Source organism: Chryseomicrobium sp. FSL W7-1435, from assembly GCF_038595005.1.
Taxonomy (GTDB): Bacteria; Bacillota; Bacilli; order Bacillales_A; family Planococcaceae; genus Chryseomicrobium.
This window is the reverse complement of record NZ_CP151997.1, coordinates 858,135-882,586: the sequence shown is the minus strand read 5'-3', so window position 1 is coordinate 882,586 and position 24,452 is coordinate 858,135. Positions and strand designations below refer to the sequence as shown.

23 protein-coding genes are annotated in these 24,452 nt (G+C 44.6%); 4 read left to right on the top strand and 19 right to left on the bottom strand.

Going from position 1 to position 24,452, the window contains the following annotated elements:
* Window positions 1-502: 502 nt before the first annotated feature.
* The 13 genes from MKY84_RS04695 to MKY84_RS04635 all read right to left on the bottom strand — a co-directional run bounded on the left by MKY84_RS04695 (window position 503) and on the right by MKY84_RS04635 (window position 14,716).
* A complete protein-coding gene (locus MKY84_RS04695; RefSeq protein ID WP_342528125.1) occupies window positions 503-1,624 on the bottom strand; it encodes an acetylornithine transaminase in 1,122 nt (373 codons plus the stop codon).
* On the bottom strand, window positions 1,617-2,426 hold the full coding sequence (gene argB / locus MKY84_RS04690; protein ID WP_342528123.1) for an acetylglutamate kinase: 810 nt from the start codon (window positions 2,424-2,426) through the stop codon (window positions 1,617-1,619). The genes MKY84_RS04695 and argB overlap by 8 nt, the downstream gene beginning before the upstream one ends.
* Window positions 2,389-3,612, bottom strand: a complete 1,224-nt coding sequence (gene argJ / locus MKY84_RS04685; RefSeq protein ID WP_342528851.1) for a bifunctional glutamate N-acetyltransferase/amino-acid acetyltransferase ArgJ — start codon at window positions 3,610-3,612, stop codon at window positions 2,389-2,391. The genes argB and argJ overlap by 38 nt, the downstream gene beginning before the upstream one ends.
* Before the next feature lie 30 nt (window positions 3,613-3,642).
* Window positions 3,643-4,677: an N-acetyl-gamma-glutamyl-phosphate reductase gene (gene argC / locus MKY84_RS04680; RefSeq protein ID WP_342528122.1), complete on the bottom strand. Its 1,035-nt coding sequence runs from the start codon at window positions 4,675-4,677 to the stop codon at window positions 3,643-3,645.
* Window positions 4,678-5,003: 326 nt separating this feature from the next.
* Window positions 5,004-5,972, bottom strand: coding sequence for a hypothetical protein (locus MKY84_RS04675; RefSeq protein WP_342528120.1), 969 nt, complete (start codon window positions 5,970-5,972; stop codon window positions 5,004-5,006).
* On the bottom strand, window positions 5,969-6,682 hold the full coding sequence (gene sigI, locus MKY84_RS04670; RefSeq protein WP_342528119.1) for an RNA polymerase sigma-I factor: 714 nt from the start codon (window positions 6,680-6,682) through the stop codon (window positions 5,969-5,971). Before sigI ends, MKY84_RS04675 begins: the two co-directional genes overlap by 4 nt.
* Before the next feature lie 1,107 nt (window positions 6,683-7,789).
* Window positions 7,790-8,824 carry a hypothetical protein gene (locus MKY84_RS04665; RefSeq protein WP_342528117.1) on the bottom strand — a complete coding sequence of 345 codons (1,035 nt, stop codon included), beginning with the start codon at window positions 8,822-8,824 and terminating at the stop codon, window positions 7,790-7,792.
* Window positions 8,825-9,011: 187 nt separating this feature from the next.
* The gene (locus tag MKY84_RS04660; protein ID WP_342528115.1) at window positions 9,012-9,932 is read right to left on the bottom strand and encodes a DMT family transporter; all 921 of its coding nucleotides are present in this window, start codon (window positions 9,930-9,932) and stop codon (window positions 9,012-9,014) included.
* A gap of 16 nt (window positions 9,933-9,948) precedes the next feature.
* The gene (gene panF, locus MKY84_RS04655; RefSeq protein ID WP_342528114.1) at window positions 9,949-11,391 is read right to left on the bottom strand and encodes a sodium/pantothenate symporter; all 1,443 of its coding nucleotides are present in this window, start codon (window positions 11,389-11,391) and stop codon (window positions 9,949-9,951) included.
* Window positions 11,388-11,651: a YhdT family protein gene (locus MKY84_RS04650; RefSeq protein ID WP_342528112.1), complete on the bottom strand. Its 264-nt coding sequence runs from the start codon at window positions 11,649-11,651 to the stop codon at window positions 11,388-11,390. The genes panF and MKY84_RS04650 overlap by 4 nt, the downstream gene beginning before the upstream one ends.
* A 293-nt stretch (window positions 11,652-11,944) precedes the next feature.
* Window positions 11,945-13,288 carry an efflux RND transporter periplasmic adaptor subunit gene (locus MKY84_RS04645; RefSeq protein ID WP_342528110.1) on the bottom strand — a complete coding sequence of 448 codons (1,344 nt, stop codon included), beginning with the start codon at window positions 13,286-13,288 and terminating at the stop codon, window positions 11,945-11,947.
* Complete coding sequence (locus tag MKY84_RS04640; RefSeq protein WP_342528108.1) at window positions 13,288-13,965, bottom strand: hypothetical protein; 678 nt, start codon at window positions 13,963-13,965, stop codon at window positions 13,288-13,290. The genes MKY84_RS04645 and MKY84_RS04640 overlap by 1 nt, the downstream gene beginning before the upstream one ends.
* A gap of 307 nt (window positions 13,966-14,272) precedes the next feature.
* Window positions 14,273-14,716, bottom strand: coding sequence for a transcriptional regulator (locus MKY84_RS04635; protein ID WP_342528106.1), 444 nt, complete (start codon window positions 14,714-14,716; stop codon window positions 14,273-14,275).
* A gap of 586 nt (window positions 14,717-15,302) precedes the next feature.
* Here MKY84_RS04635 and MKY84_RS04630 point away from each other — a divergent pair.
* The 3 genes from MKY84_RS04630 (at window position 15,303) to MKY84_RS04620 (ending at window position 20,039) form a co-directional block, all read left to right on the top strand.
* On the top strand, window positions 15,303-15,707 hold the full coding sequence (locus MKY84_RS04630; RefSeq protein ID WP_342528105.1) for a helix-turn-helix transcriptional regulator: 405 nt from the start codon (window positions 15,303-15,305) through the stop codon (window positions 15,705-15,707).
* Window positions 15,708-15,807: 100 nt separating this feature from the next.
* Complete coding sequence (locus MKY84_RS04625; protein ID WP_342528104.1) at window positions 15,808-17,376, top strand: hypothetical protein; 1,569 nt, start codon at window positions 15,808-15,810, stop codon at window positions 17,374-17,376.
* Window positions 17,373-20,039: a DEAD/DEAH box helicase gene (locus MKY84_RS04620; RefSeq protein ID WP_342528103.1), complete on the top strand. Its 2,667-nt coding sequence runs from the start codon at window positions 17,373-17,375 to the stop codon at window positions 20,037-20,039. Before MKY84_RS04625 ends, MKY84_RS04620 begins: the two co-directional genes overlap by 4 nt.
* Before the next feature lie 80 nt (window positions 20,040-20,119).
* Here MKY84_RS04620 and MKY84_RS04615 read toward each other — a convergent pair whose 3' ends face one another.
* A complete protein-coding gene (locus tag MKY84_RS04615) occupies window positions 20,120-20,515 on the bottom strand; it encodes a single-stranded DNA-binding protein (protein ID WP_342528102.1) in 396 nt (131 codons plus the stop codon).
* A gap of 248 nt (window positions 20,516-20,763) precedes the next feature.
* On the opposite strand from MKY84_RS04615, the gene MKY84_RS04610 reads away from it, so the two are divergent.
* Entirely contained in the window at window positions 20,764-21,201 is a 438-nt protein-coding gene (locus MKY84_RS04610) for a YwpF family protein (RefSeq protein WP_342528100.1), read from the top strand.
* Between the two features lie 180 nt (window positions 21,202-21,381).
* Here the strand turns inward: MKY84_RS04610 and MKY84_RS04605 are convergent, their stop codons facing one another.
* From MKY84_RS04605 to MKY84_RS04585, 5 genes are all read right to left on the bottom strand, one after another.
* Window positions 21,382-21,714, bottom strand: a complete 333-nt coding sequence (locus tag MKY84_RS04605) for a hypothetical protein (RefSeq protein ID WP_342528098.1) — start codon at window positions 21,712-21,714, stop codon at window positions 21,382-21,384.
* Between the two features lie 154 nt (window positions 21,715-21,868).
* A complete protein-coding gene (gene fabZ / locus MKY84_RS04600; RefSeq protein ID WP_342528097.1) occupies window positions 21,869-22,315 on the bottom strand; it encodes a 3-hydroxyacyl-ACP dehydratase FabZ in 447 nt (148 codons plus the stop codon).
* A gap of 12 nt (window positions 22,316-22,327) precedes the next feature.
* Entirely contained in the window at window positions 22,328-22,621 is a 294-nt protein-coding gene (locus MKY84_RS04595; protein WP_342528096.1) for a DNA-directed RNA polymerase subunit beta, read from the bottom strand.
* Between the two features lie 24 nt (window positions 22,622-22,645).
* Window positions 22,646-23,638: a rod shape-determining protein gene (locus tag MKY84_RS04590; protein WP_342528095.1), complete on the bottom strand. Its 993-nt coding sequence runs from the start codon at window positions 23,636-23,638 to the stop codon at window positions 22,646-22,648.
* 148 nt (window positions 23,639-23,786) lie between these two features.
* Window positions 23,787-24,446 (bottom strand): M23 family metallopeptidase, encoded by a 660-nt coding sequence (locus tag MKY84_RS04585; RefSeq protein ID WP_342528094.1) that lies wholly within the window; start codon window positions 24,444-24,446, stop codon window positions 23,787-23,789.
* Window positions 24,447-24,452: the final 6 nt, after the last annotated feature.

Sequence of the window (24,452 nt, the reverse complement as noted above, 5' to 3'; positions counted from 1 at the left end):
GCCTCCTTTTCCATTTCAGTATAATAGACGAGTCCAAAGTTGAGCAAATTTAAGCTGGATTGTTTTGAAGTGTTGAAGGTCTTACTAGAAAGTACTTAAAGGCAGCTGGGTTTTGATATGTTTTTCGAAGATCATGTGTTTAAGCGATCATCAGATTGGGGTTTTCACTCATCACGACTCGGTTATCACTCATCACAACACATTTTTCACTCATCACAACACGGTTTTCGCTCATCACGAGTTTAAGCGATCATCAGACTGGGTTTTTCACTCATCACGACGCGGTTTTCATTCATCACAACACGGTTTTCGCTCATCACAAACTCCAAGTCCTTTAAGATTCCAAGCCCTTACTAGAAAAGCCCTTTAAGACTCCAAGCCCTTACTAGAAAAGCCCTTAACCAACATTTTCCCCAAACAAAAAACCCTTCCGAAGAAGAGTTTAAAGAGAGTAGATGTGGATGGCGGTTCACGGAGCGCCTTAATCCAAATCGTTCTCTGGTTAGCTGAGTAGGATGGCTGCGGCTTGATCGAGTTCTTCGTATGAAACGTTGAGCGGAGGCAACAAACGTACAACGGTTGCGCCAGCCGGAACGACTAGCAGACCTTTGGCTTGCATCTCTGCCGCAAACGCTGCGCTATCGGTGACGACGAGACCCATCAGTAAGCCCATTCCACGTATTTCGAATTTCGAAGATAGTTTGTTAGCCAGGTATGCGGCTTTTTCCGCCACTTCTTTTAAGAAAGCTGGTTCAAAAACTGTCGAAACAACGGTGTGCGACACAGCTACACCTAATGCGTTCCCGCCGTAAGTTGTGCCGTGAGAACCTGGCGTCAACGATTCAGCCACTTCTGCTGTACCGAGGATGCCGCCGATTGGGAAACCACCACCAAGACCTTTTGCTAGCGAGATAATATCCGGTTTTAGAACGGTTTGCTCATAAGCATAACGCGTTCCCGTGCGGCCAATCCCTGTTTGCACTTCATCGACGATGAGCAGGATGCCATTTGCATGACACAACTCTTGGATAGTCGCCGCAAAATCTGGAGTCGTCGGGTTGACCCCGCCTTCTCCTTGAACGATTTCTAACATGATCGCTGCTGTATCCTCCGTCACTGCGGCACGTAAAGCTTCCCCATCGTTGAATGGAACATGAGTGAACTTCGAAACTAGAGGGCCAAAGCCGCTTTGGACTTTCTCTTGACCGGTAGCTGACATGGCACCAAATGTACGGCCATGGAAAGAGTTGTTGAACGTGATGATATGATGCTTGCCTGTATGACGGCGTGCGAGTTTGATGGCTGCTTCATTAGCTTCCGCCCCACTGTTACAGAAAAATGCATGGTCAAAATGAGTGTCTTTTGTCAGTAGAGCCGCTAAGCGTTCTTGCCCACTGCTTTCAAACAAATTCGACACATGCCATAGTTTTTCGGATTGTTCTTTTAGCGTCGCGTTGACTTGCGGGTTGGCATGGCCAAGCGCGAGCACCGCAATTCCTGCGATGAAATCTAGGTATTCATTGCCGTCTGCATCCCAAACTTTTGTACCTTGGCCTTTTACCAGTTCAATTGGTCGGCGGGCATAGTTTTGGAACAGGCGACTTTTTGTTAGTGATTCAGGCATTCGTGTGAACCTCCTTCGCATTTCGCGTGGTGAGTGGGTTGATCGCCTTGACGGTCGTGCCTACCAGTGTATCGTCAGTAATTTGCACGGCTTTGACACCGGCCTCAAGACACGTAAGAGCAGCTTGCACCTTCGGGATCATCCCCCCATAAATGATACCATTCGCTATCCACTTTCGAATATCCTGCTCACTTGCCGACTTCACGGTCTCCCCGTCTTTTTTAATGCCCGGCGTATCTGTGACGAGCAATAAAGATTTCGCTTGAACGCCTGCTGCAATGCCTGCTGCGAGCGTATCCGCATTAATATTTAACGGAGTTCCTTCTATTGAAGTGCCTACACAAGCAACGACCGGAATAATTCCTGCTTTTAAAAGCAATTGAAACTTCACCGCGTTGACTTCGGTAACGACCCCAACTTCCCCGTAAATTTCCTGATCCAGATAGTCTGTTGAAAATATCCCGTCAAAGCCATTAAGACCTGCAGCGGAAATACCGGAAGCATTTAATTTGCCGACCAGTCCTGAATTGACCTCACCAATTAAAATGTTGCGAATCGTGCTGATCATTTCTGGTGTAGTGACTCGGATGCCATCCACAGTCTCTGATACAATCCCTTGATTCCTAAGGGCTTCATTGATATTGGGACCGCCACCGTGGACGACTATGATCCGTTGACCGGCCTCAACCCGGTGCTTCAGGCTTTTGATGAATGCTTGCGATAAATGAGCGAGTGTACTGCCACCTATTTTGATGACGTGACAATTAGGAACGATAACTTGCGTTGATTTGGACGTAGTCATACGTTAAATCGCACCCCCAAGCGCGTCCTTCTCCATCCCCGTGGTGAAGGTCTACAGAAATTGAAATCTCGTGTTGCTTCAAGTAGTTCATAGCTTGGTCTTCGGAAAACTTCACTGGCTCACTGTCTTCGACGACTAAAATGTCCCCAAGCTTGATCGTAATCGTATCGGGATCAATTTCCATCCCGCTGTACCCAACCGCTGCAATAATACGTCCCCAGTTGGCGTCGCAACCAAAGACTGCCGTTTTGACGAGCGGAGACCCGACAACCGTCTTGGCAATTTTACGAGCTTGTTCATCTGAAACAGCACCCGTTACGTTGACTTCAATCAGTTTTGTAGCACCTTCCCCGTCTTTCGCAATGAGTTTGGCAAGGTCTTGCGCGACCATTTCAAGAGCTGCTAGGAACGTTGCCCATTCCGGATGAGTTGGTGTCAGTGTGTTGTTACCTGCCAAACCATTGGCAAGCACAAGAACCATATCGTTTGTGGACGTGTCCCCGTCTACCGTGATAGAGTTGAATGTTTTTTCCGTCACTGCGGAAAGTGCCGCCTGCAAATGTTCAGATTCGATTGCTGCATCTGTCGTGATAAAGCCAAGCATCGTCGCCATATTTGGCTCGATCATTCCTGACCCTTTTGCCACACCCGCAATTACGATTTCTTTCCCGTCAATTGTTGTGGCATACGAAGTATTCTTCATCACCGTGTCCGTCGTCATAATAGCTTGGGCGAAATCAAGAGCACCAGTCAGGTCGTCATTCGGATGAAGTTTTGGTGTTCCGTGAATGATTGGTGCCATAGGAAGAGGTTCTCCGATGACTCCTGTTGACGCAACGCCAATTAGTTCTGGCGCAATCGAGAACTGGTCAGATGCCAGCTGTTGCATAGCAAGTGCATCGAGGTAGCCTTGTTTTCCCGTGCAAGCATTGGCATTTCCAGAATTGACGAAGATGGCTTGCATCTTTTTCGTGTTGTAGACGACATCTTTTGTCACCTTTAGTGGCGCAGCTTGAATGGCATTTGTAGTAAACACTCCCGCAACTGAAGCAGGTATATCACTAATGACGATAGCCAGGTCTTTTTTCTTGTGCTTAATACCACAGTGTATGCCCGTTGCCGTAAATCCTTTCGGCGAAACGAGTGATTTACGTTCGATTTTTTTGAGTGTTGGTGTGATTGTCAATTCCATAGTAGTTGCTCCTTTTTGAGGCAGTTAGATCATGAGGGGAACCAGATTTAGTCCCGCCTTCTCATCCAGTCCGCACATCAGATTCATGTTTTGTACAGCTTGTCCGGCCGCACCTTTCATCAAGTTGTCGATGACTCCCACAATGGTGGCCCGATTGGTACGCGGATCGACGGTCACTTGAATGTCGCAGAAATTCGAACCGTACACTTGCTTCGTGCTGAAAACAGGCTTGTTCTCGAACACTCGGACGAAGGGTTCGTTTTCGTATGTAGATTTTAAAGCATCTTGAATGTGTTTATTAGTTGTTCCTACTGTTAGTGGCGCATAGCTCGTGGCCATGATTCCCCGCGTCATCGGGACAAGATGCGTATTGAACGTCAACACTGGCTTTTTACCTGTGTGGGTTTCAAGCGTCTGTTCGATTTCCGGGATATGTTGATGACTATTAATTTTGTAGATGGAGAAATTTTCGTTTAACTCACTGTAATGCGTCAGTTGGGAAGGCTTGTTGCCTGCACCAGAAACGCCACTTTTTGCATCGGTATAGAGATGCGCAGGGTCAATGAGTCCTTCGTTAACTAGCGGAAGCAGACTGAGCAATGTCGCCGTCGGGTAACATCCGGGATTGGCAATCAATGTGGCTTGCTCGATTTTTTGCCGGTTCCATTCCGGAAGACCATATACCGCTTGCTCCACAACCGCTTGTGGTGCTGCAGGTTTTTGGTACCATGCCTCATAAATCGCAGGATCTTTTATGCGGAAGTCTCCAGACAGATCAATAAGTTTCGGCCCTCTTCCTACTAAAGTAGGTAGGATTTGAGAAGCGACTCCTGCGGGCGTACCAGTGAATACGACATCAAGTTCGGCCAATACATCCGAATCAATGGCTTGCAGAGGCTGCTCATTTATATTCATCAAATGTGTATATTTATGCGAAATTTGAATATTTTCTTCCGAGGAGGAAAACACGTGGATTTCGTGGACGTTCGGGTGATTAGTCAAAATACGGATGAGTTCAAGTCCCCCGTATCCTGTAGCGCCTATAATTCCGATTTTCATGTAAGTATCAGCTCCGTTATAAAAACAAGTTATTTATTAGTATACGACTGCATAAATATAAAGTCAATTGCATTATTAGTAATGATTTAGGGTTGGTTGGAGTTAGTGCGATCATTAGGTTGGGTTTTCGCTCATCAGAATGGAATTTTCGCTCATCACTCCGAGTTTTTCGATCATCAGAGAAGTGTTTTCGATCATCACGAGTTTTCTCGATCATCAGAGTAGGAGTTTCGCTCATCACATCGAGTTTATCGATCATCAGAGAAGCGTTTTCAATCATCACACCAAAAAACCACCACTTCAATTAGAAGTAGTGGTTGGAAAGTCTATTTGTCATCGTTGATTTTTGAGTTGTTGCCTTTTTGTTGGCCAGGGGCTTTCTCGCTGTTGCCTTTAGAAGAACCATTTGATGCATCTTTCGGTTCTTTTGAGCTTTTAGGCTCTTTTGGTTCTTTTGTGTCTTTCGGTTTTTTAGGCTCTTTTGGTTCTTTTGTGTCTTTCGGTTTTTTAGGCTCTTTTGGTTCTTTTGTGTCTTTCGGTTTTTTAGGCTCTTTTGATTCTTTTTGTTCTTTTGGTTCTTTTGGTTCTTTTGGTTCTTTACCAGGCTTGTCTTCAGACTTGCCAGGAGCTTCATTTGATTTGCCAGGGGCTGCGTTTGTTTGACCCGGGTTTTCTTTCTTTTTTGCTGGTGCAACGATTGAATTATCGGCGTCTTCTTCCTCATCTTCCGGTACCGTAGCTTCTGAAGATGCTGGTTCTTGTGGTGAAGATGTTGCTTGCTCTGGCGCAGTTTCGGTTTCTTCTTGCGTAGTAATCACTGCTTCTTCTGCTTGGGCGATTGCCGAAGAGATTTTCTCAAGAATGGCGCTATCACGCGTCTTGTCTGCCGAAAATTGAGCAGCTGGCTCAGTTTTAGCAATCTCAACTAGTACATCTTCCAACTTTCGGTCTTTGAGTTGATCTGGATTTTCATGGCCATTTATATAGACAACTTTCCCATCATCATCAATCCCGATTTCAATGCGTTCGCCATTTTCTAAGTCTACGAAAGCGTAGGCTTCTGGAATTGAACTAAATGTTGCTGCGAAGATAAGCATTAACGTAGCTGCTACTGCTAAAAGCGGTGCAATTGTACCGGAATGCGCTCGGAGGAACGGAACCTTATACTCTGTAAAGTACGCATAGTCGCCAACATCTACTGCACGGTCAGGGCTTCCTTTTAGAAATTCGCCTTCGTCCGATAGGAATATACAATAGTCGTCATTGATTTCCAGGACGATGCCGTAGTGGTTCATTTTCTCGTTCCTCCTTTCACGATTTTTTGAATGGTCGGGTAATCGCCCGTCAGCAGTACGACCAAGGCAATCACATATTTGCGATGGCGTTCTAGGGTTTTGCGGGAGACTTCTACAACGTCTTCAATTTCTTTAAGTGGTAATGTTTGTTTCGTTTCCAGATGGTGTACAAAATCGGGGGTGTCGGCAATGATTCTTGCGACTTCTATAATGGTACGTCGGGAATCTTCATGTTTAGGTGCGAGCTTCGTCAGTTCTTCAAACGTTAAATGGTACGGAAAAAGGGCCATCTGGTACGAAGCAATTTCTTCTTGCCGTTGCATACGCAGTTGGTGTTCCGTATAAACACTAACGGCTTGATGATTAAGCTCAATATCTGCGGCTTCGCCAGCTACTTGATTTGTGTGTCGTTGCTCTTTTCGTATAAAATCAATGATTCTACGCTTGATGATCAAGTGAGCAAATGTCGTCAATTTCGCTGTAGCTTCTGGGTTGTAGTTTTCTACAGCCTCATGAAACGCTTGATAAGCAACGCTGAATTCTTCGTCGTGTTCATCTATCGTTCTCTTGCATATAAAGGAGGCTGTTTTTTTAATATAAGGGGTGTGGAGAACGAGCAAGTCATGTAGCGCTTGTTCGTCTCCTGCTTTTGCTTGTTGCACGAGGTGCAGCTCGTGATTGTCTTTGTTGGAAAACAAGGCGAAACGCATGTCACCCCTCCGTTCTTTCGAATCTCACATTTCTTCTAGTTTACCATAGAAGATATCGAGTGAAAGAACAGTTCTTGATTTGTCAGGCGTTGAGTAGAGTGCACCGCTCCGCTAATTTTGATTGGTTGTTCTACATAGTACTATTCGGATAGGTCCATTGTTTTTAGGGGGTAGTTTGAGATGTGGAACCGCCTAATCTAGAAACTCCGAGGAAATCAGGCGTGCCCGTAGAGGCGCTCTTTGCCTCTATGGGTGCGAATGATTTTGGAGCGTGTTTCTGGGCGGTGTAACTTGATTGCAAATGAGATGTGGAACCGCCTAATCTAGAAACTCCGAGGAAATCAGGCGTGCCCGTAGAGGCGCTCTTTGCCTCTATGGGTGCGAATGATTTTGGAGCGTGTTTCTGGGCGGTGCAACTTGATTGCAAATGAGATGTGGAACCGCCCTATCTAGAAACTCCGAGGAAATCAGGCGTGCCCGTAGAGGCGCTCTTTGCCTCTATGGGTGCGAATGATTTTGGAGCGTGTTTCTGGGCGGTGCAACTTGATTGCAAATGAGATGTGGAACCGCCCTATCTAGAAACTCCGAGGAAATCAGGCGTGCCCGTAGAGGCGCTCTTTGCCTCTATGGGTGCGAATGATTTTGGAGCGTGTTTCTGGACGGTGCAACTTGATTGCAAATGAGATGTGGAACCGCCTAATCTAGAAACTCCGAGGAAATCAGGCGTGCCCGTAGAGGCGCTCTTTGCCTCTATGGGTGCGAATGATTTTGGAGCGTGTTTCTGGGCGGTGCAACTTGATTGCAAATGAGATGTGGAACCGCCTAATCTAGAAACTCCGAGGAAATCAGGCGAGGGATTCAAACCAAGTAAAAATCTATAACAAAAGTAAAATCAGCAGGTACTCTAGATTGAATTCCAGAGAACCTACTGATTTGCGTTGAGTTCCGTTCCGGGGCTGCTTTCCGTGGGCGCGTCGTGAGTCTCCTCGTCGCAAGCTCCTGCGGGGTCTCACGTTCCGACTTCAGATCCCACTGGAGTCAACCCCTCCACTCCATTCAACTTTTTCACATAACTTAGTTTTATTTCAGCATATAGAAGTTCTAAAATTAGTTGTTTCCGTTACCGTTCCCGTTGCCATTTCCTTTGCCATTACCTTTGTCTTTTGCTTCAGACTTTTTCTCGTCTGCTTTTGCTTTGCCTTCTTGTCCTTTTGTCTCAGCAGCAGCTTTTTTCTCTTCTGCTTTTGCTTGAGCTTCTTGTGCTTTTGCTTCAGCAGCAGCTTTCTTTTCTTCTGTCTTCACTGCAGCTTTCTTTTCTTCTGTCTTCACTGCAGCTTTTTCAACTTTTTCTTGCGCTTTTTGTTTCTTTTCTTCTGCTTTCACTGCAGATTTTTCAACTTTTTCTTGCGCTTTTTGTTTCTTTTCTTCTGCTTTTACTTTACCAGCTACTACTGGTACTGATTCAGTAGGTTCTTCTTCAGTTGTCGGTTCTTCAGTTACTGGCGTTTCTTCGACCGGTTCTTCAACCACTGGTTCTTCTACTACTGGCGCTTCTTCATTCAATGCATCAAGTTGCGCTTGGAATTTCTCGATATTTTTTTGGATAGCTGCACGCGCTTGATCGCTTCCGACTTGGTCATAAACTTTTGTCAGGATTGCGATTTTAAACGCTAGTTGCTCTTTCTTCATTTCAAGTTCTGTGTCATCTTCAACAGGTTCTTCTATAACTGGTGGCTCTTCTTCAACTGGCTCTTCAACCACTGGTTCTTCGCCTTCAGTAGGTTCTTCTTCAGTTTCCTCTTCGTCTGTTGTTAAGTCATTAATTTTTGCTTCAAAGCGCTCTATAGCTTGTGTTAATAATGCTGTAATTTCTTCGTCCTCAATCATAGCGATCAATTCGTTCAACTTCACGATTCGCTCTTGGTAAACAGCGATTAAGTCTTCCGTTGAAGGTGCTGTTTCTTCGTAGAGATTGTCATTTTCAACATCAGTTGGATCGACTTTAGGAGTTTCTGTTACTTCTTTCACGTCTGCTACTGAAACAGATTTGTATTCGTCTGCCCATGCATATGTGGCTCCTGTAACCGTCATGGTTGCGATCAATGCTGTTGCTGTCATACGTTTCCAGTTACGATTTTTCATTATCCATCACCTCATAGAGATAGTTATCACCGCGAGAACGGTGTACGCCAAGCTATTCGTGGTAGTACTTCACATTTTAGGGGGTATAGCAGAATTTTCAGGTAATAAGGCTTAGTATTTTTTCTCTTTATAGGTTTCCAGACGTAGGAAATAGTAATTTATTCCGCTTAACAAAAAACCACTCCTCTTATTCAGTAGGAATGGTTCGTTTCGCTTTATGCTTTTTGTAGAGATCTTCAGCAGCACCGGAACCGAGCATCACTCCGGCAACAATCAACAAGAATCCGACGAAGTGACGAATGGTTAAGATCTCTCCTAAGAACAAACTGGAAAGAATCATCGCAAACAATGGGTTCAAGTTCATGAAAATTGCGGATTGTGTGGCTCCTGCTTTTCCGATGGCGTAGTTATAAATCATGTGACCGATGGCTGTTGAAATCAGTCCCGAAGCCAGGAAGATGAGCCAGAAAAGAGGTGGCGCGTCGAGAAATTCGACCATTCCGCCTGGTTCCATGATTAGGCTTGTGATAATCAGGCCAATTGACCCGACCCCCATCATATACGCCGTCATCACGCGAGGATCTAAGGTTCGAGCGGCTTTCACCACCACCATATAGCTCAGGACCTGTGACAAGATGGAAATGAAAATATACAAATCTCCAATGTTTGTATCGAGTCCATTAGACCCAACGAGCACGGCAATTGTTACTCCGGAAATCCCCAAAAACAAGCCGAGCCATTGTAATTTCGAAGGAAAATATTTTAGAAAAATAGCAGCTGAAATGGCCGTCAATATGGGCCCCATTCCAAGAATCAATCCTCCGGAAGTCGCGGAAGTTTCTGCGAGTCCTAGATTTAAAAATAGATGATGGAGCCATACATTGGACAATGAACCAATCAGTATGTAGTTCCATTCACGTCTTGTAGGAAGGCGTAAAATTTTGAACAACTTCAAAATAAGAAAAACGGTCAGACTTGCCATCAAAATACGAATTCCCGTTACGGTAACAGGCGGCACATGGGTCCCGATAAATTTCAACATCGGCACATTGGCTCCCCAGACAAACATAACGCCGACAAGCATCCAATAAATTTTGACTTTACTCACGGTCCGCCTCCTTTCTTTAGTAGCGATAGACCTGACGTTTGATTAGCAAACTAAAAACGATATAAGCAATAAATGAGAGTACGACTGGCACGACAACTGTGTGAATACCGAATAGATTGCCATTCGCTGTATTGTAAAAGTGCAGGGCAATGTAGCCAATTATTCCTGTTAACATCGAGGCAATCGCTCCGTACTTATTGCCGTATTTCCAGTAAAGCCCTAAGACTATCGGCCAAATAAAAGCGGCTTCCAGTCCTCCGAATGCAAAAAGGTTCAAGAAAATCAGCAACTCTGGCGGATCAACGGCTAGAACAAAGACAATTGAACCCAACACAGCTGTCACTCCAAAGCTAAGTCGTTTAACGGTTTTCATTGAAGCGTTTGGCTGAATATAGCTTAAATAGACATCCTTCACTACAGAAGAACTGACGAGTAACAACAGAGAATCGACGGTCGACATAATCGCGGCTAGCGGTGCCGCCAGTACGATTCCAGCAAGCCAAGGCGGAAGAACTTCTAATGCAATAACTGGAATGACTGTATCTGGCACTTCAATGCCTGGCATAACAGCACGTGCAAATACCCCGATCAAGTGCATATTCAGCATGATAAAACCGGTCACAATCGTCCCGATGACTAGCGCTCGGTGCATACCACGAGATGTTTTGTAGGACATGGCACGAACTGCGATTTGCGGAAGACCGACTACACCGACCCCGACCAGGATCCAGAAAGAGGAAACATAGGCAGCAGTCAAGTTCCCTTCGCTTCCGTAAGGCGTCACCAAATTCGGATTTTCTGACAGCAAGTCTTGCATGATGTTTGGAATTCCGCCTCCTGCGATAATGACAGCAATCAACAGAATTGTTGTGCCGATCACCATGATGGATCCTTGGACAGCATCTGTTAGGGCAACAGCCCGAAACCCACCGGTCGTCACATAGATAAGAACAGATACCACAAAAATAAAGAGGGCCGATGTGTAGCTGAGTCCAGTAACGGTCTCAATCAGACGGGCTCCCCCCACCCACTGCGCTGTCATTGCCGAAAATAAGAAAATAACGATAGCAATTGCTGATAAGATGGCAACGAACGGGCTATTGTAGCGGGCTTTCAAGAAATCAATGAGGGTTATTGCTTTATAGCGACGGGATAGGATGGCGAATTTTTTCCCGAGAATGAGCAGCACGAAATAGCCAGTCACGACTTGTGTCATCGCTAGCAAAACCCACCCGAACCCCATGGAATAAGCAGTTCCAGGACCTCCTAAGAAACTAGACGCACTGCCATAGGTCGCGACCATGGTCATTGCTAACACAAAGCCACCGAGTTCACGTCCACCTAAGAAATAGTCATTCAAGAAGTTGGATGATCCCGCTTTCTGGCGACTAGCAATCCAACCCGTAGCAAAAATAGCAATCAAAAAAATGACGAGCGGCAGTAAAACACCCCAGTTCATAGTTGCGTTTCCTCCTCGTCGTCAAATGGCACTTCCTTCAATACAAACTTGGCAAGGAAGCTAATGGTGATCGAAATTAAAACAAAGCTGACAATACAACTATAAAAAAACCACGCTGGAAACCCCAGGATATAGGTGTATTCTTCCACCGGTTGGCTGCCTAGTCCATAAGCAAAACCGAACCACCACACGAAATGAATGATGGCTAAGCCGACGCCTATCTTGGCTTCCCGGTGAGCGATCTTGAAACGAGCGTCCATAACACCCCTTCTTTCGGTTGACTAAATTTGTATGTATGACTGAAAGTATACTCCTTTTTCCTTAGATGCGGAACAGGCTGTCCTGAAATTTTGTAAAATGATGGCGTGAGCGAGGAAGCGTTCTTTGCTTCCTTGCTCGCGTCAGCATTTTGCGGGGATTTCAAGCCTGTGGAGCTCGATTGCGCTAGATGCGGAACAGAATGCCCTGAAATTTTGTAAAAGGATGGCGTGAGCGAGGAAGCCATTCCTAACAAAAAAACGACACGCCCGGTTAGGAGCATGTCGTTCAGTGATTATTCGTTGTCAGTGTCGTCAACTTCAGGTTCAACTTGTGGATCGACAACTTCTGCTTCTACATAAGGTTTCTGTAAAAGGAACGCCAAGTAATCGCGCCATCCGAGGGCTCTGATACTTTCCCAGCTCGGCATTTCCATTGGATGTGGTAAGAACGCAGGCGCGTTATTACGACGGAATTTGTCATTGAGGACGAGCTGTCCATTGACGAGTCCATCATTGATAACGATAGACTGAATTTCTGGCATATCGAATGCCACATTCACTGGAATGCGACCGATCAGACCTTCTTGAGAAATCGAATAGATTTCTGCATACTCTAGGTCACGAACAAGTGTCCAGTCGTCTGGAAGGCGCATAGCTCCAGTCGCTTCGTCGGTCGTGATAGTCACGTTGACATTCGCTCCGAAAGGTAAGCTAGTTAATGGATCATTCGGTGTGATTTGCACCTCGTATAAGGGAAGGTCTGGTTGTGTTTCAAACTGGCCGTGAATTTCTTTCCAGCGATTATCCGTGACAGGCATTGTTCCTTTGCCACCAATTTGCGCTGAATAAATAGTTGCCAGATGGGTAGAATAGGCTTGTACCGGTAATGCCGATTCAATTTCATGCCAATTCTTTTCTTCCACAAATGTCACCAGTGTCATTTCTTCTGGAACAACGTGAACAATAATTTGGTTTTCTAACTCTTCGATGTCTTCAATTACCCCATCGATCGGGCTCACAAACTGCAGGTCCTCTGTCGTGTAAGATAGCTGGGCTTGAACAACAGATAGATCACGCTCGACTTCTGCAATCTGCTGCTCCGTGGCGGCAATAGCACTGTCGTAAGTAGCCTCTTCTGTGATTTCTACTTCCACGTCCAGATTAACCGTGACGTCTACGACTTCATCTTGACTATTACCTGAGGAAGTTGCGCGTCCCGTACTCGAAGTCGTGGAATTGGAACGACTTTTTGCAGTTCGTAAAGTGGTCAAAACAGCTTGAAGGTCGCGAATTTCGGTTTGGTACGCACCGACCATTGCGTCCCATTCAGCTCGTTGTTGATCACGGTCAGTTGTATCAAGGACAGCAATCGCATCACCTAGCGCAACTTGATCCCCCTCTTCAACCACCATATTTTCTAGGTTCTCACGGTCGAGTGTTAAGGAGAGTGTTGTTGCAGGAACTGTGACTGCTTCTTTTTCAATTTCACGCTTGTAATCGCCTTCTGCGACACGCACATGTTCATCAATGTAATAATTTCGTGCAATGATGCTATCATCTTTGAAGACTAGAATCAGGTTAGCGGCTAGAAATGCCGTGATGGCGATGGATAGACCGATTGTATAAAAACGCATCATTAGAAGCCACCTCCTGAAAGGAAGCCATCAATGGGAAGCACGCTGACAAGCGCAACGACAGCCGCAAAGATAGCGGTCATCCCAAGAAGGATTGCTAATAAGATTGGTGTGGATAGCGTCGTAAAGCGTCGTAAAAATTGTAGTTGAATGGCAATTACGACACCTGTAAATACTGAGAACTGATTAAAGAAATAATGAAAATAGCTTTGATCTAAAAATTGAGCCGCTAATGGGCCAAATGATAGGAACGACAGATGTGTCGAATAGCCAAGAAGAGCGAAGACGAAAAATAATACGGCTTTTTCAATAAGTAATGTAGCAATCACATACAATTGCATAATGGCCGCAAAACGAATCGGGATTTTTGTAAGGATGTGCAACAACTGGCTAACCCCAAAAAAGTGAAAACTAAAGTAAAGCAAGGCCCATAAAACAATCCCTAAAATGGAAATCCAGCGGGCAATCGCATAGGAATCAAGGAATCCAAGTACGTATAGTGAGGTCAATGACGTAGTTGTCATTCCCCAAATATTCATAAGTATGTATAAAAGTATCGTAGACATTAGCACGAAGCCAACGCGTTTCTTTAAGCCACGAATCGTTTCAGTTTCAGCTAGGTTCTCTAGTAGGTATCCTCTGTTGAAAAAATACCGCCAAAAATGAAATTCAAAAAACATGATAGACCTCCTCATCCATAAGGATAATTCTAGCATATTTTGTCTAATGGAACGTGATTAAACCGATAGAAACGCGTAAATAATTTCTGCTGAAACTTTTTAAGGAGTTAGACGACTACTTTAGTAATAGAAAGGGGCGGATTACAATGCGGCAATTCATTGATTTGTCGTTTAGCTGGGGGGATATTTTATTTGGATTGATAGGCTCTACACTCTCCGTGCTATTCTTAAACGCATTCTTTTAAAACAGTAAAAGCATCTATCGTAACGGCGGTTCGTTAAGATAGATGCTTTTTATTGAGTTGAGTTAAACATAGGTACCTCCGTCATGTTGGCTGGCTAATAATTGGTAGAATAAATCGACGTCTCGTAATGTTAACGCATTATCCATGAGACGTTCAAAATTTTCACGCTCGAGCGCTTGAATCAATTCAGATACTTCTTCATCATTTTCTTGTTCAGCGACTGGCTCAATCAGCGTCTTTAAATGATCGTGAACATCGGAAACGAGTAACAGTTGGTACAGCGGTAACCGAATAAAGCGATTGCCTTTTTGGAACACAAACACCTCTGATAAGTTTTCCACTTGAAGTGTCTCTCTGTTTAGGACAATCTCTTTTCCTTCGACTGGAATGAAGCTGAATACCTCTTCATCTTTGCGTAATGAAAAATACTGATACGCAAACACGAGTCGAATCTTGTTGTCTTTCACTTCTGTGTGGAACGGTTTCATCATCTCAACATGTAGCATGTTCTCCCCCTCCTTTTATTGTTAGAATATTCTGTTTGTACTAGTTTATCATATTCCCGAAAGAATGTGCATGAAAACATCTTAGTTCACAAAATAACCGCAAAAGAGCCTATGCTAAGGCTCTTATTTTTTTGTCTAAAATTCTACTTCTCCCTTAACTCTCTTTGTTTTGCCGCGAATGTGGCTTTAAAAAATACCCAATTCCGGAATCATGAAGCATAAGTAACCTTTCAAGTGGAAGGTCCCTTAGTTGTTGATCCGTTAGTTTTTGCTTCGTATATAAGGTTATTTCATCACAATTTTCATTCAAATAGATTTTGCATCCTTCCAAATGAGGGTAGTCTATCGTCTCTCGACACAAGTCGATGTTAACTTGAATATTTGACCTCATAAAATGGGGAATGTTGAGTTTAAATGTAGTTTTATACCGTGGCATGTGAATCACTCTTTCTTAGCTATTTTTACCTACTATTTGGTTATAACCCATCTCATTTCCCTTTTATTTCTTTTTTACCATTTTGGCAAAAACCAACATCCATCCGCTCAGAATAGCTACTCTTACCATATTGGTAAAGAGGTGAAACGAGTGAAATTTCACGAGAAATTAAAAGCTTATCGAGATGAACAACTAGATATTTCTCAAGATGAGGCTGCTAAGCTATTGAAGGTTTCAAATGCCACTTTGTCACGTTATGAAAGTTCAAAACGTCTTCCGAGTCTAGAGATGGTCTTTGCGATTCGTAAAGCCTATCAACTGACAGATGAACAGTTTTTGGATTTACTCACGGATGACTCCAGTAAACGAAAGTCCACAGAGTCTTTTGTGGAGCAAGCACATGAGTCACAAGGTCGCTATTATGGTCAGTTTTCTCCTCTTCTAGAAGAACTATTGCCATTGGACGATTTTCGAAGTTTACTACTGCAATTGCGTGATCTTTCAAAAGAAGAGCAGGAAAAGCTGCTTCGTAATTTACTTAAATCAATCACTTAACTACTCAACATGGATGCGAAATTGCGAATCCATGTTTTTTCTTTGCCTAAAAGACGTTATAATGGAAGGATAGTCTTTTAGAAATGTGTGGTGAACCCCTGTGAAAGGGATAACAGTTCAACGTCTTTTAACGTTTTATGAAGAGCCTCTCCAACAACTGATGAAACAACTTTCTGAGGATTTAGTTGCGGGTGTTGCGCAAGACGAGTCTCTTGTTCGAAGTGCTCAATCGTTTGTACGAAACGGTGCCGTCCAGCTAGTCGATTATCAACCCGTTCGTCATGAAGCGGACTTTGTAGTACGCGATGTTCACGATGCCTACGTGCATATTTCTTTTTATGAACATACTTCATGCACGTGTAGCGGCCGCAAACAATGCCGGCACCAAGTCGCCATTTTATTTTACTTATATCAACATATCGATTCCTTGAGCGAATGGGTAAAGGCTTGGCGTTCTAAAGCTGACCAACAGTCCATTTCAGATATCCAAAAAAATCGCACACCACTCGCGTGGGAACAATACGCAAGCACTCTTCTGAATCAGCTGGTGTTGCAAGAACACGCAGCGAGCTTCTTCTTAATGGAGTTTGCGCTGGGTGATTACAAGAGACAAATGCAACGAATTCGCCCACTTGAGAGAGAGTGGCACGTTCTTTTCGATACGAGCGTCACGCTTATGACACTCGTAAAACTATGGCCTACTCTTAACAGCTTCTCCAGAGAAAACGAACGTGGACGCGTCCGCTATTTCTTGGACGAGACCATGCAGGAACTCAAACATCAATTTAAGCAGCTTCACACGCAACATCGCTTCTTTGCCGCCGATCCTTTTTACGAACGGATCGAACGGTATGTACGGCACTTGTTAACAGATGCCGAAGGTTATTTCAGCCAGCGTAGTGCCTTGTACTCCCATTATTGGTCTGAGCTCGGAACGACTAAATTGGCGCGTGAGAAAGAGCTGGCATTTTTAGAAGCCCATTCTGAAACAAAAGATGGCAATACACTGTTACAAGTACGACAGCTGTTTTACTTCCAACTTGGCCAGACCGACCGTCTCTTACAGACAATGAAGGACATCCCAGCTGAAGAAGTGGCCAACTATTTAGCTCTTATTCAGTTTGCTATCGAAGAACATGAAATTGAGATGGCTACACAGATGTTTGAACAGCTCTTACCTGCCATTGAGCAACATCTCGAAACAGATACTCGTGCATCACGTATTATTTACACATTGCGTTATGTTGAGCGCCAATTGGAGTTGTCTCCTGAGAGCCAAGCTCACTTTTATCGGTTGTTAATTCCTTTTACACTTGAGCCCTATTCTTTGTGGTTGATTGATCAAGAGCGTTACCAAGACTGGGCAGACCTTCATCTCTACTGTCAAAGCGGCATAACGTATGCAGAAGCGTGTGGCTTAGATATCGTGAAGGAACATGCGCCTTTTGCCCTTCTGCCGATTTATCATGTCAATGTCGTACGGGAAATCAATGAGAAAAAGCGTGACAGCTATAAACAAGCTGTTCGGCATATGAAAAAGATGAAGCAGCTCGCTAAGGCTGCCAATGAAACCGTTTATTGGAACCACTACGTTCAGGAAATCCGCGAAAAATTCCGTCGCTTGCGGGCGTTTCAGCAGGAAATGGAGAAAGGAAATCTGGCACTGTGAAACTATTTTCTATCCCACTCTATGTGGAAAAACTTGATGGGGGCTTTGCTGTATCAAGCCCTGGCAGTACCGAACGATTAAAAACTTCCCTATATGGCAAGCACCGAGACAGTTTTTTCGGTCTTCCCATTGAAGATCAAAAAGGAAAGTTTGTGTTATCTTCCCTAGACGCGATTGACCTGCTCCCAAACCCATCAGATCTCTATGAATTCTATGGACATGATGCGGAATCGGTGCAACACTTTGAAGCCATCACAAAGGCAGCAACGCTTTGGAACAAGCCAGACCTTTGGGAACATGTCGGTTTTGATGTAAACAGCATCTATGTTTCAGCTAGCGACGACGAAGCCGTTACTTCTATAGTGGAAACTGCTATTCTTCAGAAAGCGCGACAAGCTGCTTTTTCATATGATGATTTGGTAAGTCTACAGGACTATTTCAAAAATGGGGGTTGGCCTATTCATAAAGTCCAACAGCACCCAGACATTCATGTAGCGCTTCGTTTAATGGAGCCAGATGATTCATCTGATGAATGGACGTTAGAAACTGTCATTCGCGGTGTACGTAGTTCTAGTTACTGGGCTCCTGCCTTAAAAAAACGCTCGCTTCCTATTGAACAGGCACTCCCTGCTAAGTGGGAGCATCTCTCAGACGTTGTTACATCGTTTCAGCGCGGAATCATCCCGTTTGTCTCTCTTTTAGAAGAAGAATCAGAGACTTTCTATTCTATTGGACTTGACGATATGCAGGTCCGTGACTTCCTTCGTCACGATTTAGCGAAGCTACAAGCATTCGGTTACGATGTGGTACTACCTGCTTGGTTAAAAGAAATCAAAGAATCAAAAATGCAAGTCCGCGCATCGGCCAGTACTAGTCGCTATAAGTCAGCTGCAGGCCTAGAACAAATCATTCAGTTCAACTGGAACTTCTCTCTGGGTGGTCAAGAAATTAGTGAAGACCAATTCCGACAAATGGTGGAAGAAAATCGTTCCTTCATTCGTTCTGGTGACCAGTGGTTCCAAATTGATGCGCAGTGGATTCAAGAAATTCGCAAGTTGCTCGACCGCTCGGAAGAAGAAGAATGGACAGTACGGGATCTGTTGTTCCAAGAGCTGCCAGACGAGTTGACACTTGCTGCTGATGAAGAGGATGAAGATGACCCGCTTATCCAGTTCCAGTTGCATCAGTCTCTAGAGACGTACCTCAACCAGTTGCAAGAAAAAAAGGCCTTTCCAGAGGTACCGCCTTCCCCTCGCTTGCTGACAGAGCTTCGACCTTACCAGCAGCTGGGATTGAACTGGCTAGCGTTTATGCGCAGTGAATCCTTTGGGGCTATTCTTGCTGATGACATGGGGCTCGGAAAGACTATTCAGTTGATTGCCTACTTGTTGAATGTTCACGAACAAGATGCTGAGAAGCCGTCTCTCATTATCTGTCCGACATCCGTTCTCGGGAACTGGCAGAAAGAGCTTGAAAAGTTTGCACCTTCTCTTCGTGTTGCCACTCATTACGGGTCCAATCGTGGCGTTATCACGACGGATGCGGATGTTGTTCTAACGACTTACGGAATTGCCACTCAAGATGCCGAGACACTTCAGCAAATTGCTTGGAGTTCTGTGACACTGGATGAAGCACAAAACATTAAAAATATGCAGACCAAGCAGTCACGTGCGATTCGTAAATTACGTGGTGTGCATCACATTGCTTTAACAGGAACACCCGTCGAAAATCGCTTGTCCGAACTGTGGGCGATCTTTGACTTTATTCATAAAGGGTATTTGGGGTCGTTCAAATCGTTCCAAGATACTTACATGGCGCCGATTGAACGAGATGAGGACGAACAGGCGAAGGACCGTTTGCGAGTGAAAATTCAACCGTTCTTGCTACGTCGTACGAAGCGAGATCCAGATCTTCAGTTGAATTTACCTGAGAAGCTGGAGCAAAAAGAGTATTGCGCGTTGACTACCGAGCAGGCAGCACTCTATGAATCGTTAATTCAAGAGTCCGTCAGCCAGCTCGGAAATCTCAGCGGCTTTCAACGAAAAGGGTTGGTTCTTAAAATGCTGAGCAAGTTAAAGCAATTATGTAATCACCCTGCACTTTATTTAAAAGAACCGTTTGATGAAGCGGAGGTCATGCTTCAGCGATCTGCTAAGCTTGCGGGTATCGTGTCGCTTGCAGGTGAAATCGCTGCGCGTGGAGAGCAGTGTCTGATTTTCACACAGTATATCGGGATGGGCCACTTGTTGCAGCACTGCTTCAGTGAACTATACGATATTGATAGTCCTTTCCTGACAGGCAGTATGCCAAAAGGCCAGCGTGATCATTTGGTCGCTTCATTCCAGGCTAGTGAGTTTCCGATTTTCTTATTATCGCTCAAGGCTGGCGGAACGGGACTGAACCTGACTGCAGCTACCCATGTCATCCATGCCGATCGCTGGTGGAATCCGGCAGTTGAAAATCAAGCAACGGACCGAGCTTACCGAATTGGTCAGCAACAGTTCGTGCATGTGCATAAATTTTTAACCATTGGAACAATTGAAGAAAAGATTGACGCGCTACTTGAACAAAAGCAGTCGTTATCTGACGAACTGATTCATTCAAGTCAGTGGATCACTGAATTAAGTGATGATGAGCTGACAGACCTTTTGTCACTTTCCTAACAAACACGAACGCCTTTGTTATCCCCATACCAAAGGCGTCCGCTTGAGAGAAGACTTACACATGGCGATGTGTGGTTTGATTAGACTGGAGTCGTATTTGGTTTAAACTCTGTAGGAAATTCAAAGCGGTCTTCAGCTACTTCTACTTGATCAGCGGGCTGTTCTTCCTTGCGTTTCGTTGCTAAAAATCGTATTTCTTCTACGATGACCTCGGTGACGTAGACGCGCGTGCCTTCTTTGTCGTAAGACCGCGTATGTAGTCGACCTGTCACACCGACTAAAGATCCTTTTCCACAGTACTTGACGGTCAGTTCCGCCAGTTTTCCAAAAACGGTACAAGTAACGAAGTCGGCTTCATCTTTTTTGTACCCATTGGGAACGGCCATACTGAAGCCCGTTACGCCTCTGCCGTCCTGATGGAGTGTGCGGAGGACTGGATCTTTCGTCAATCGACCGATTAATGCAACCTTGTTCACAGCTTTCACCTCCCTTCTGTATGAAAGTATTCACAGCATAAGGGACAAAGAGCTTTGCTGGCAAATCGAGAAAATAGAGTTTTCACAGCAAATTCCCTGCAATAATTTGCTAAGTTGCTGTGAAAATTTCATTTTGAGGCCATTTTGGCATACACAATAGTATTTTGGTTCGTTCGTCAATTTTTTTAGATTAGTTTTGCGCTGTGCTATACTTGTGAAAATTCACTGTGTTGGAGGTTCTTACGTCTATGAAAACATTTAAAGTCATCGAAACATCCATCCTTAGTCAACACGAGTCCAAATTGATTCCTTTAGAAGATGGCATCATCATCAACCAAGAAAATTCAGCACGCTCTTGGGCAATTGAACTGTTTACCATCAAAGAGTTGAAGACTTACTTTGATGATTTAGTCGCCACACAAGAGATCGTTGAGGCGCGAGTAGTTATTTCCTACCCAGAAAACGAACCAGCCCCTTTTGAAGTGATGGCGTATTCTGTTAAACAAGTTGGCGATTCCATTTCTGTCCTATTCCGCGGAACGTTGAAGCAAGCGCGCCGAAAGTACGCAGAGGGCTTACTAGCGGAGTTGATTGAAGATGGCTTTGAAGGCGATGCGCTTCTTCAACGATTTGAGAAAGCGATGAAAGAACGACCTGCCTTGAAAGACGAAGAAGACGAGTCTTAAGTCAGAAGAACGTTTTTCTTTTTCCATAATATCCCTCTGAGGTACCTGTGCACTAAACTATTCTGATTATGAACGACAATTGCATAGAAATGCGAAAACGACCTTGAGTATTCAAGGTCGTTAGCATAATTATACAATTGTCGTGAATTGTTCCGTGCACAGGTACCTCAAAAAAATCGTTTACTCGTCCTGGTTATCCCGATCCTTCATGTCGATGTCATCTTCCATGATGTCTTCTTCATTCGTGTTCGGGTCTCGCATCATGTCTTTGTCCGTGTCTGTATTTTTGTCACGATCTGTTGGAGACACATCGTTTCGCTCATCCGGTAGCAAATCATTGTTGGGGTCTCGATCTCCATTAGTTTCAGGCGGCGTGACGTCAGGAACCATCTCTTGTGCACCTTCACGAACGTCTTCCATAGGGGTTTCATTGGCTGGTGGAATCGTTCGATCGGTTCCGCAGGCACCAAGAAGTAGAGAAGTCGCTAGTACGGCAACAAGTGGTTTACGCATAAAAAAACCTCCTTTCTGTTTCGACTCATCACGCAGTTTGAGGTGACTGCTGATAGTCTGCTTCAGAAAGAAGGCTTTATTCGGTACGATTGTTGCCTGCATTTCCATTTCTTATTGTGAAATGGGATGCATACTAACTATGTAGAAGTGCATACTAGTTTTTAGATTCTTCTACTTTAGGGCCAATTGCAAAAAGAATGTCTGCTTCACATGCGATTTCACCGTCTACAGTAGCGATGGCGTGACCTTTACCAATTTGACCACGAAGGCGTGTCAATTCGACTTCTAAGCGAAGCTGGTCGCCTGGCTTGACTTGACGTTTGAAACGGCAATTATCGATTCCCGTGAAAAAGGCTAAACGTCCTTTGTATTCCGGCATTTGTAAGACAGCTGTTGCCCCAACTTGAGCTAACGCTTCTACAATTAATACACCTGGCATTACTGGATAGCCTGGAAAATGGCCATTGAAATATTCCTCATTGATGGAAACATTTTTTAAACCAACTGCCCGTTTTCCTTCTTCGATTTCTAAAATACGATCGACCAGTAAGAATGGGTAGCGGTGTGGCAAGATAGCTTGAATTTGTTCTGTTGTTAACATTTGAAATCCCCCTTATTCATTCGTCCCGTTCATGATGTCGAGAATATGTTGGTAGGTCTCCCACTTCAACGCATCTGTTGCTTCACCGCCACCTAAAATTGCGTAGCCGACTGTTAAGCCACCAGCGATAGCTCCAGCAATGAGAAGAAGAACAAGGATAACACGTAGCCAAATCGGGATTAAGCGAATTTGAACCCAGCGTGTCGGTTTTTGTGGCTTTTGTTCTGTCATCTTCTCTTGTCCCTCAGTGGTTTTTTCTCGCACAGCTTTAACCTGTTTGCGTGTTACTACTTTTTCTTCATCCATTACACGTGCTCCTTTATGTGGTCCTTAGCGTTTTCGTGATTTTCCCATATTGTCGAGAATCATACCTGTTCCAATAGCGACGCAATCCATAGGATTCTCGGCCAAGAATACAGGTACTTTCAGCTCGTCTGTTAAAAGGTGATCAATCCCGTGCAGCAATGCGCCGCCACCTGTAATAATCACGCCTCGATCAATAATGTCTGCCGACAATTCTGGTGGTGTTTTTTCCAATACATTTTTGCAGGCCTGTACAATCACGGCCACTGATTCACGAAGTGCACCTTCAATTTCTTCTGAAGTGATAGTCAACGTGCGTGGAAGTCCCGTCACCATATCACGGCCTCGAATGTCCATCGTTTCATGACGGCCATTAGGATAGACTGTGCCGATTTCTACTTTGATATTCTCGGCAGTACGTTCACCAATCAACAATTTATACTCACGTTTAATATAGTGCAAGATGTCTTGATCGAAAACGTCTCCCGCAATTCGGATAGATTCTGAAGTGACAATGTCACCCATCGACAACACAGCTACATCGGTTGTGCCGCCGCCGATATCCACTACCATGTTTCCAGTAGGTTGATAGATGTCCATTCCAGCACCAATTGCAGCTACTTTTGGTTCTTCTTCAAGGAATACTTTCTTCCCTCCTGATTTTTCTGCCGCTTCACGTATGGCTTTTTGCTCCACACTCGTGATGTTGGTCGGACAGCAAATCAAGATACGAGGCTTACTGAACATACCTTTCACGTTCAGTTTATTGATGAAATGCTTTAGCATGGTCTCGGTTACATCAAAATCAGCAATGACGCCGTCTTTTAGAGGACGGATCGCCACAATATTTCCAGGGGTACGGCCTAACATTTGACGCGCTTCGTTCCCCACAGCTAAGACCCGGCGCGTTTGGCGGTCAAGTGCTACCACGGATGGTTCGTTTAAAACGATTCCTTTTCCTTTGACATGGATTAGCACATTGGCTGTCCCCAAATCAATGCCTATATCTTTTGAAAACATTCTCGTCAGGGTCTCCCTTCCCAAACTATCTCTCTACTCTGTTTTTTAGGTATCTCAACTTTTAATTTTAACATAGTTTTTGTCGAAACGTATAACAATTTTTGGTGTATAGACGACAAAAAGAGCGACCACAAAGGGCCACTCTTGGTTAAAATGCAATGTATTTAGCTGGATTTACATATTGACCATTCTCTTTCACTTCGAACAATAAGTGATTACCTGCAGTTGTATTCCAGTGATTAGTGCTAGATGTCGCCAACATATCGCCTTGTTGGACTTCATCACCGACTTTGACTGTAATCTCGGTCACTGAGCGGTAGTAGGTCTCCATGCCGTTTTCATGCGACATGACGACTGCGTCACCCATAAATTCGTCCTCGATGATATTTGTAACGGTTCCTGTAAGTGCTGCACGCACCTCAAATGGCTCATTGCTCTTGGAAAGTGTGATACCTGAACTTGTGGAGTAGGTTTGGTTAAATACCATGATAGACTTGCTGCGTTCTTCTTCCGTCGCTTCTAGGTCATAGAACGGCTGAATAACGAGCATTTCTTCTGCTAGGTCATCCGCGTATGGATAAGAGAGAACCTCTTGTGCCTTGGGCGGATTCAATGTGACAGTCTCACCTGCCTCATTCACCTCGAGAGTCGTCACCGGCAGCGTGGACTCGTCTGTGTTCCATACATCGTAACTCCAAGCCATCCCTGCAATTGCAATGGCGGCCGCTCCGTACACGACCGGATAAAACCATTTCTTTTTTGTCGCTTCAATGAAGGAGGAATTTTTCATTGACGGTTTCATGTTCATCACCTC

Excerpts from the sequence above, each read along its gene's own strand:
- MKY84_RS04665 (WP_342528117.1), bottom strand. The coding sequence starts at position 8,824 with ATGAAAAATCGTAACTGGAAACGTATGACAGCAACAGCATTGATCGCA.
- MKY84_RS04605 (WP_342528098.1), bottom strand. The coding sequence starts at position 21,714 with ATGCGTAAACCACTTGTTGCCGTACTAGCGACTTCTCTACTTCTTGGT.
- MKY84_RS04635 (WP_342528106.1), bottom strand. The coding sequence starts at position 14,716 with ATGCTACATGTTGAGATGATGAAACCGTTCCACACAGAAGTGAAAGAC.
- MKY84_RS04595 (WP_342528096.1), bottom strand. The coding sequence starts at position 22,621 with ATGGATGAAGAAAAAGTAGTAACACGCAAACAGGTTAAAGCTGTGCGA.
- MKY84_RS04650 (WP_342528112.1), bottom strand. The coding sequence starts at position 11,651 with ATGGACGCTCGTTTCAAGATCGCTCACCGGGAAGCCAAGATAGGCGTC.
- MKY84_RS04695 (WP_342528125.1), bottom strand. The coding sequence starts at position 1,624 with ATGCCTGAATCACTAACAAAAAGTCGCCTGTTCCAAAACTATGCCCGC.
- fabZ (WP_342528097.1), bottom strand. The coding sequence starts at position 22,315 with ATGTTAACAACAGAACAAATTCAAGCTATCTTGCCACACCGCTACCCA.
- panF (WP_342528114.1), bottom strand. The coding sequence starts at position 11,391 with ATGAACTGGGGTGTTTTACTGCCGCTCGTCATTTTTTTGATTGCTATT.
- MKY84_RS04610 (WP_342528100.1), top strand. The coding sequence starts at position 20,764 with ATGAAAACATTTAAAGTCATCGAAACATCCATCCTTAGTCAACACGAG.
- MKY84_RS04675 (WP_342528120.1), bottom strand. The coding sequence starts at position 5,972 with ATGAACCACTACGGCATCGTCCTGGAAATCAATGACGACTATTGTATA.
- MKY84_RS04640 (WP_342528108.1), bottom strand. The coding sequence starts at position 13,965 with ATGTTTTTTGAATTTCATTTTTGGCGGTATTTTTTCAACAGAGGATAC.
- argC (WP_342528122.1), bottom strand. The coding sequence starts at position 4,677 with ATGAAAATCGGAATTATAGGCGCTACAGGATACGGGGGACTTGAACTC.
- argB (WP_342528123.1), bottom strand. The coding sequence starts at position 2,426 with ATGACTACGTCCAAATCAACGCAAGTTATCGTTCCTAATTGTCACGTC.
- MKY84_RS04590 (WP_342528095.1), bottom strand. The coding sequence starts at position 23,638 with ATGTTTTCAAAAGATATAGGCATTGATTTGGGGACAGCCAATGTGCTA.
- MKY84_RS04585 (WP_342528094.1), bottom strand. The coding sequence starts at position 24,446 with ATGAACATGAAACCGTCAATGAAAAATTCCTCCTTCATTGAAGCGACA.
- MKY84_RS04645 (WP_342528110.1), bottom strand. The coding sequence starts at position 13,288 with ATGATGCGTTTTTATACAATCGGTCTATCCATCGCCATCACGGCATTT.
- sigI (WP_342528119.1), bottom strand. The coding sequence starts at position 6,682 with ATGCGTTTCGCCTTGTTTTCCAACAAAGACAATCACGAGCTGCACCTC.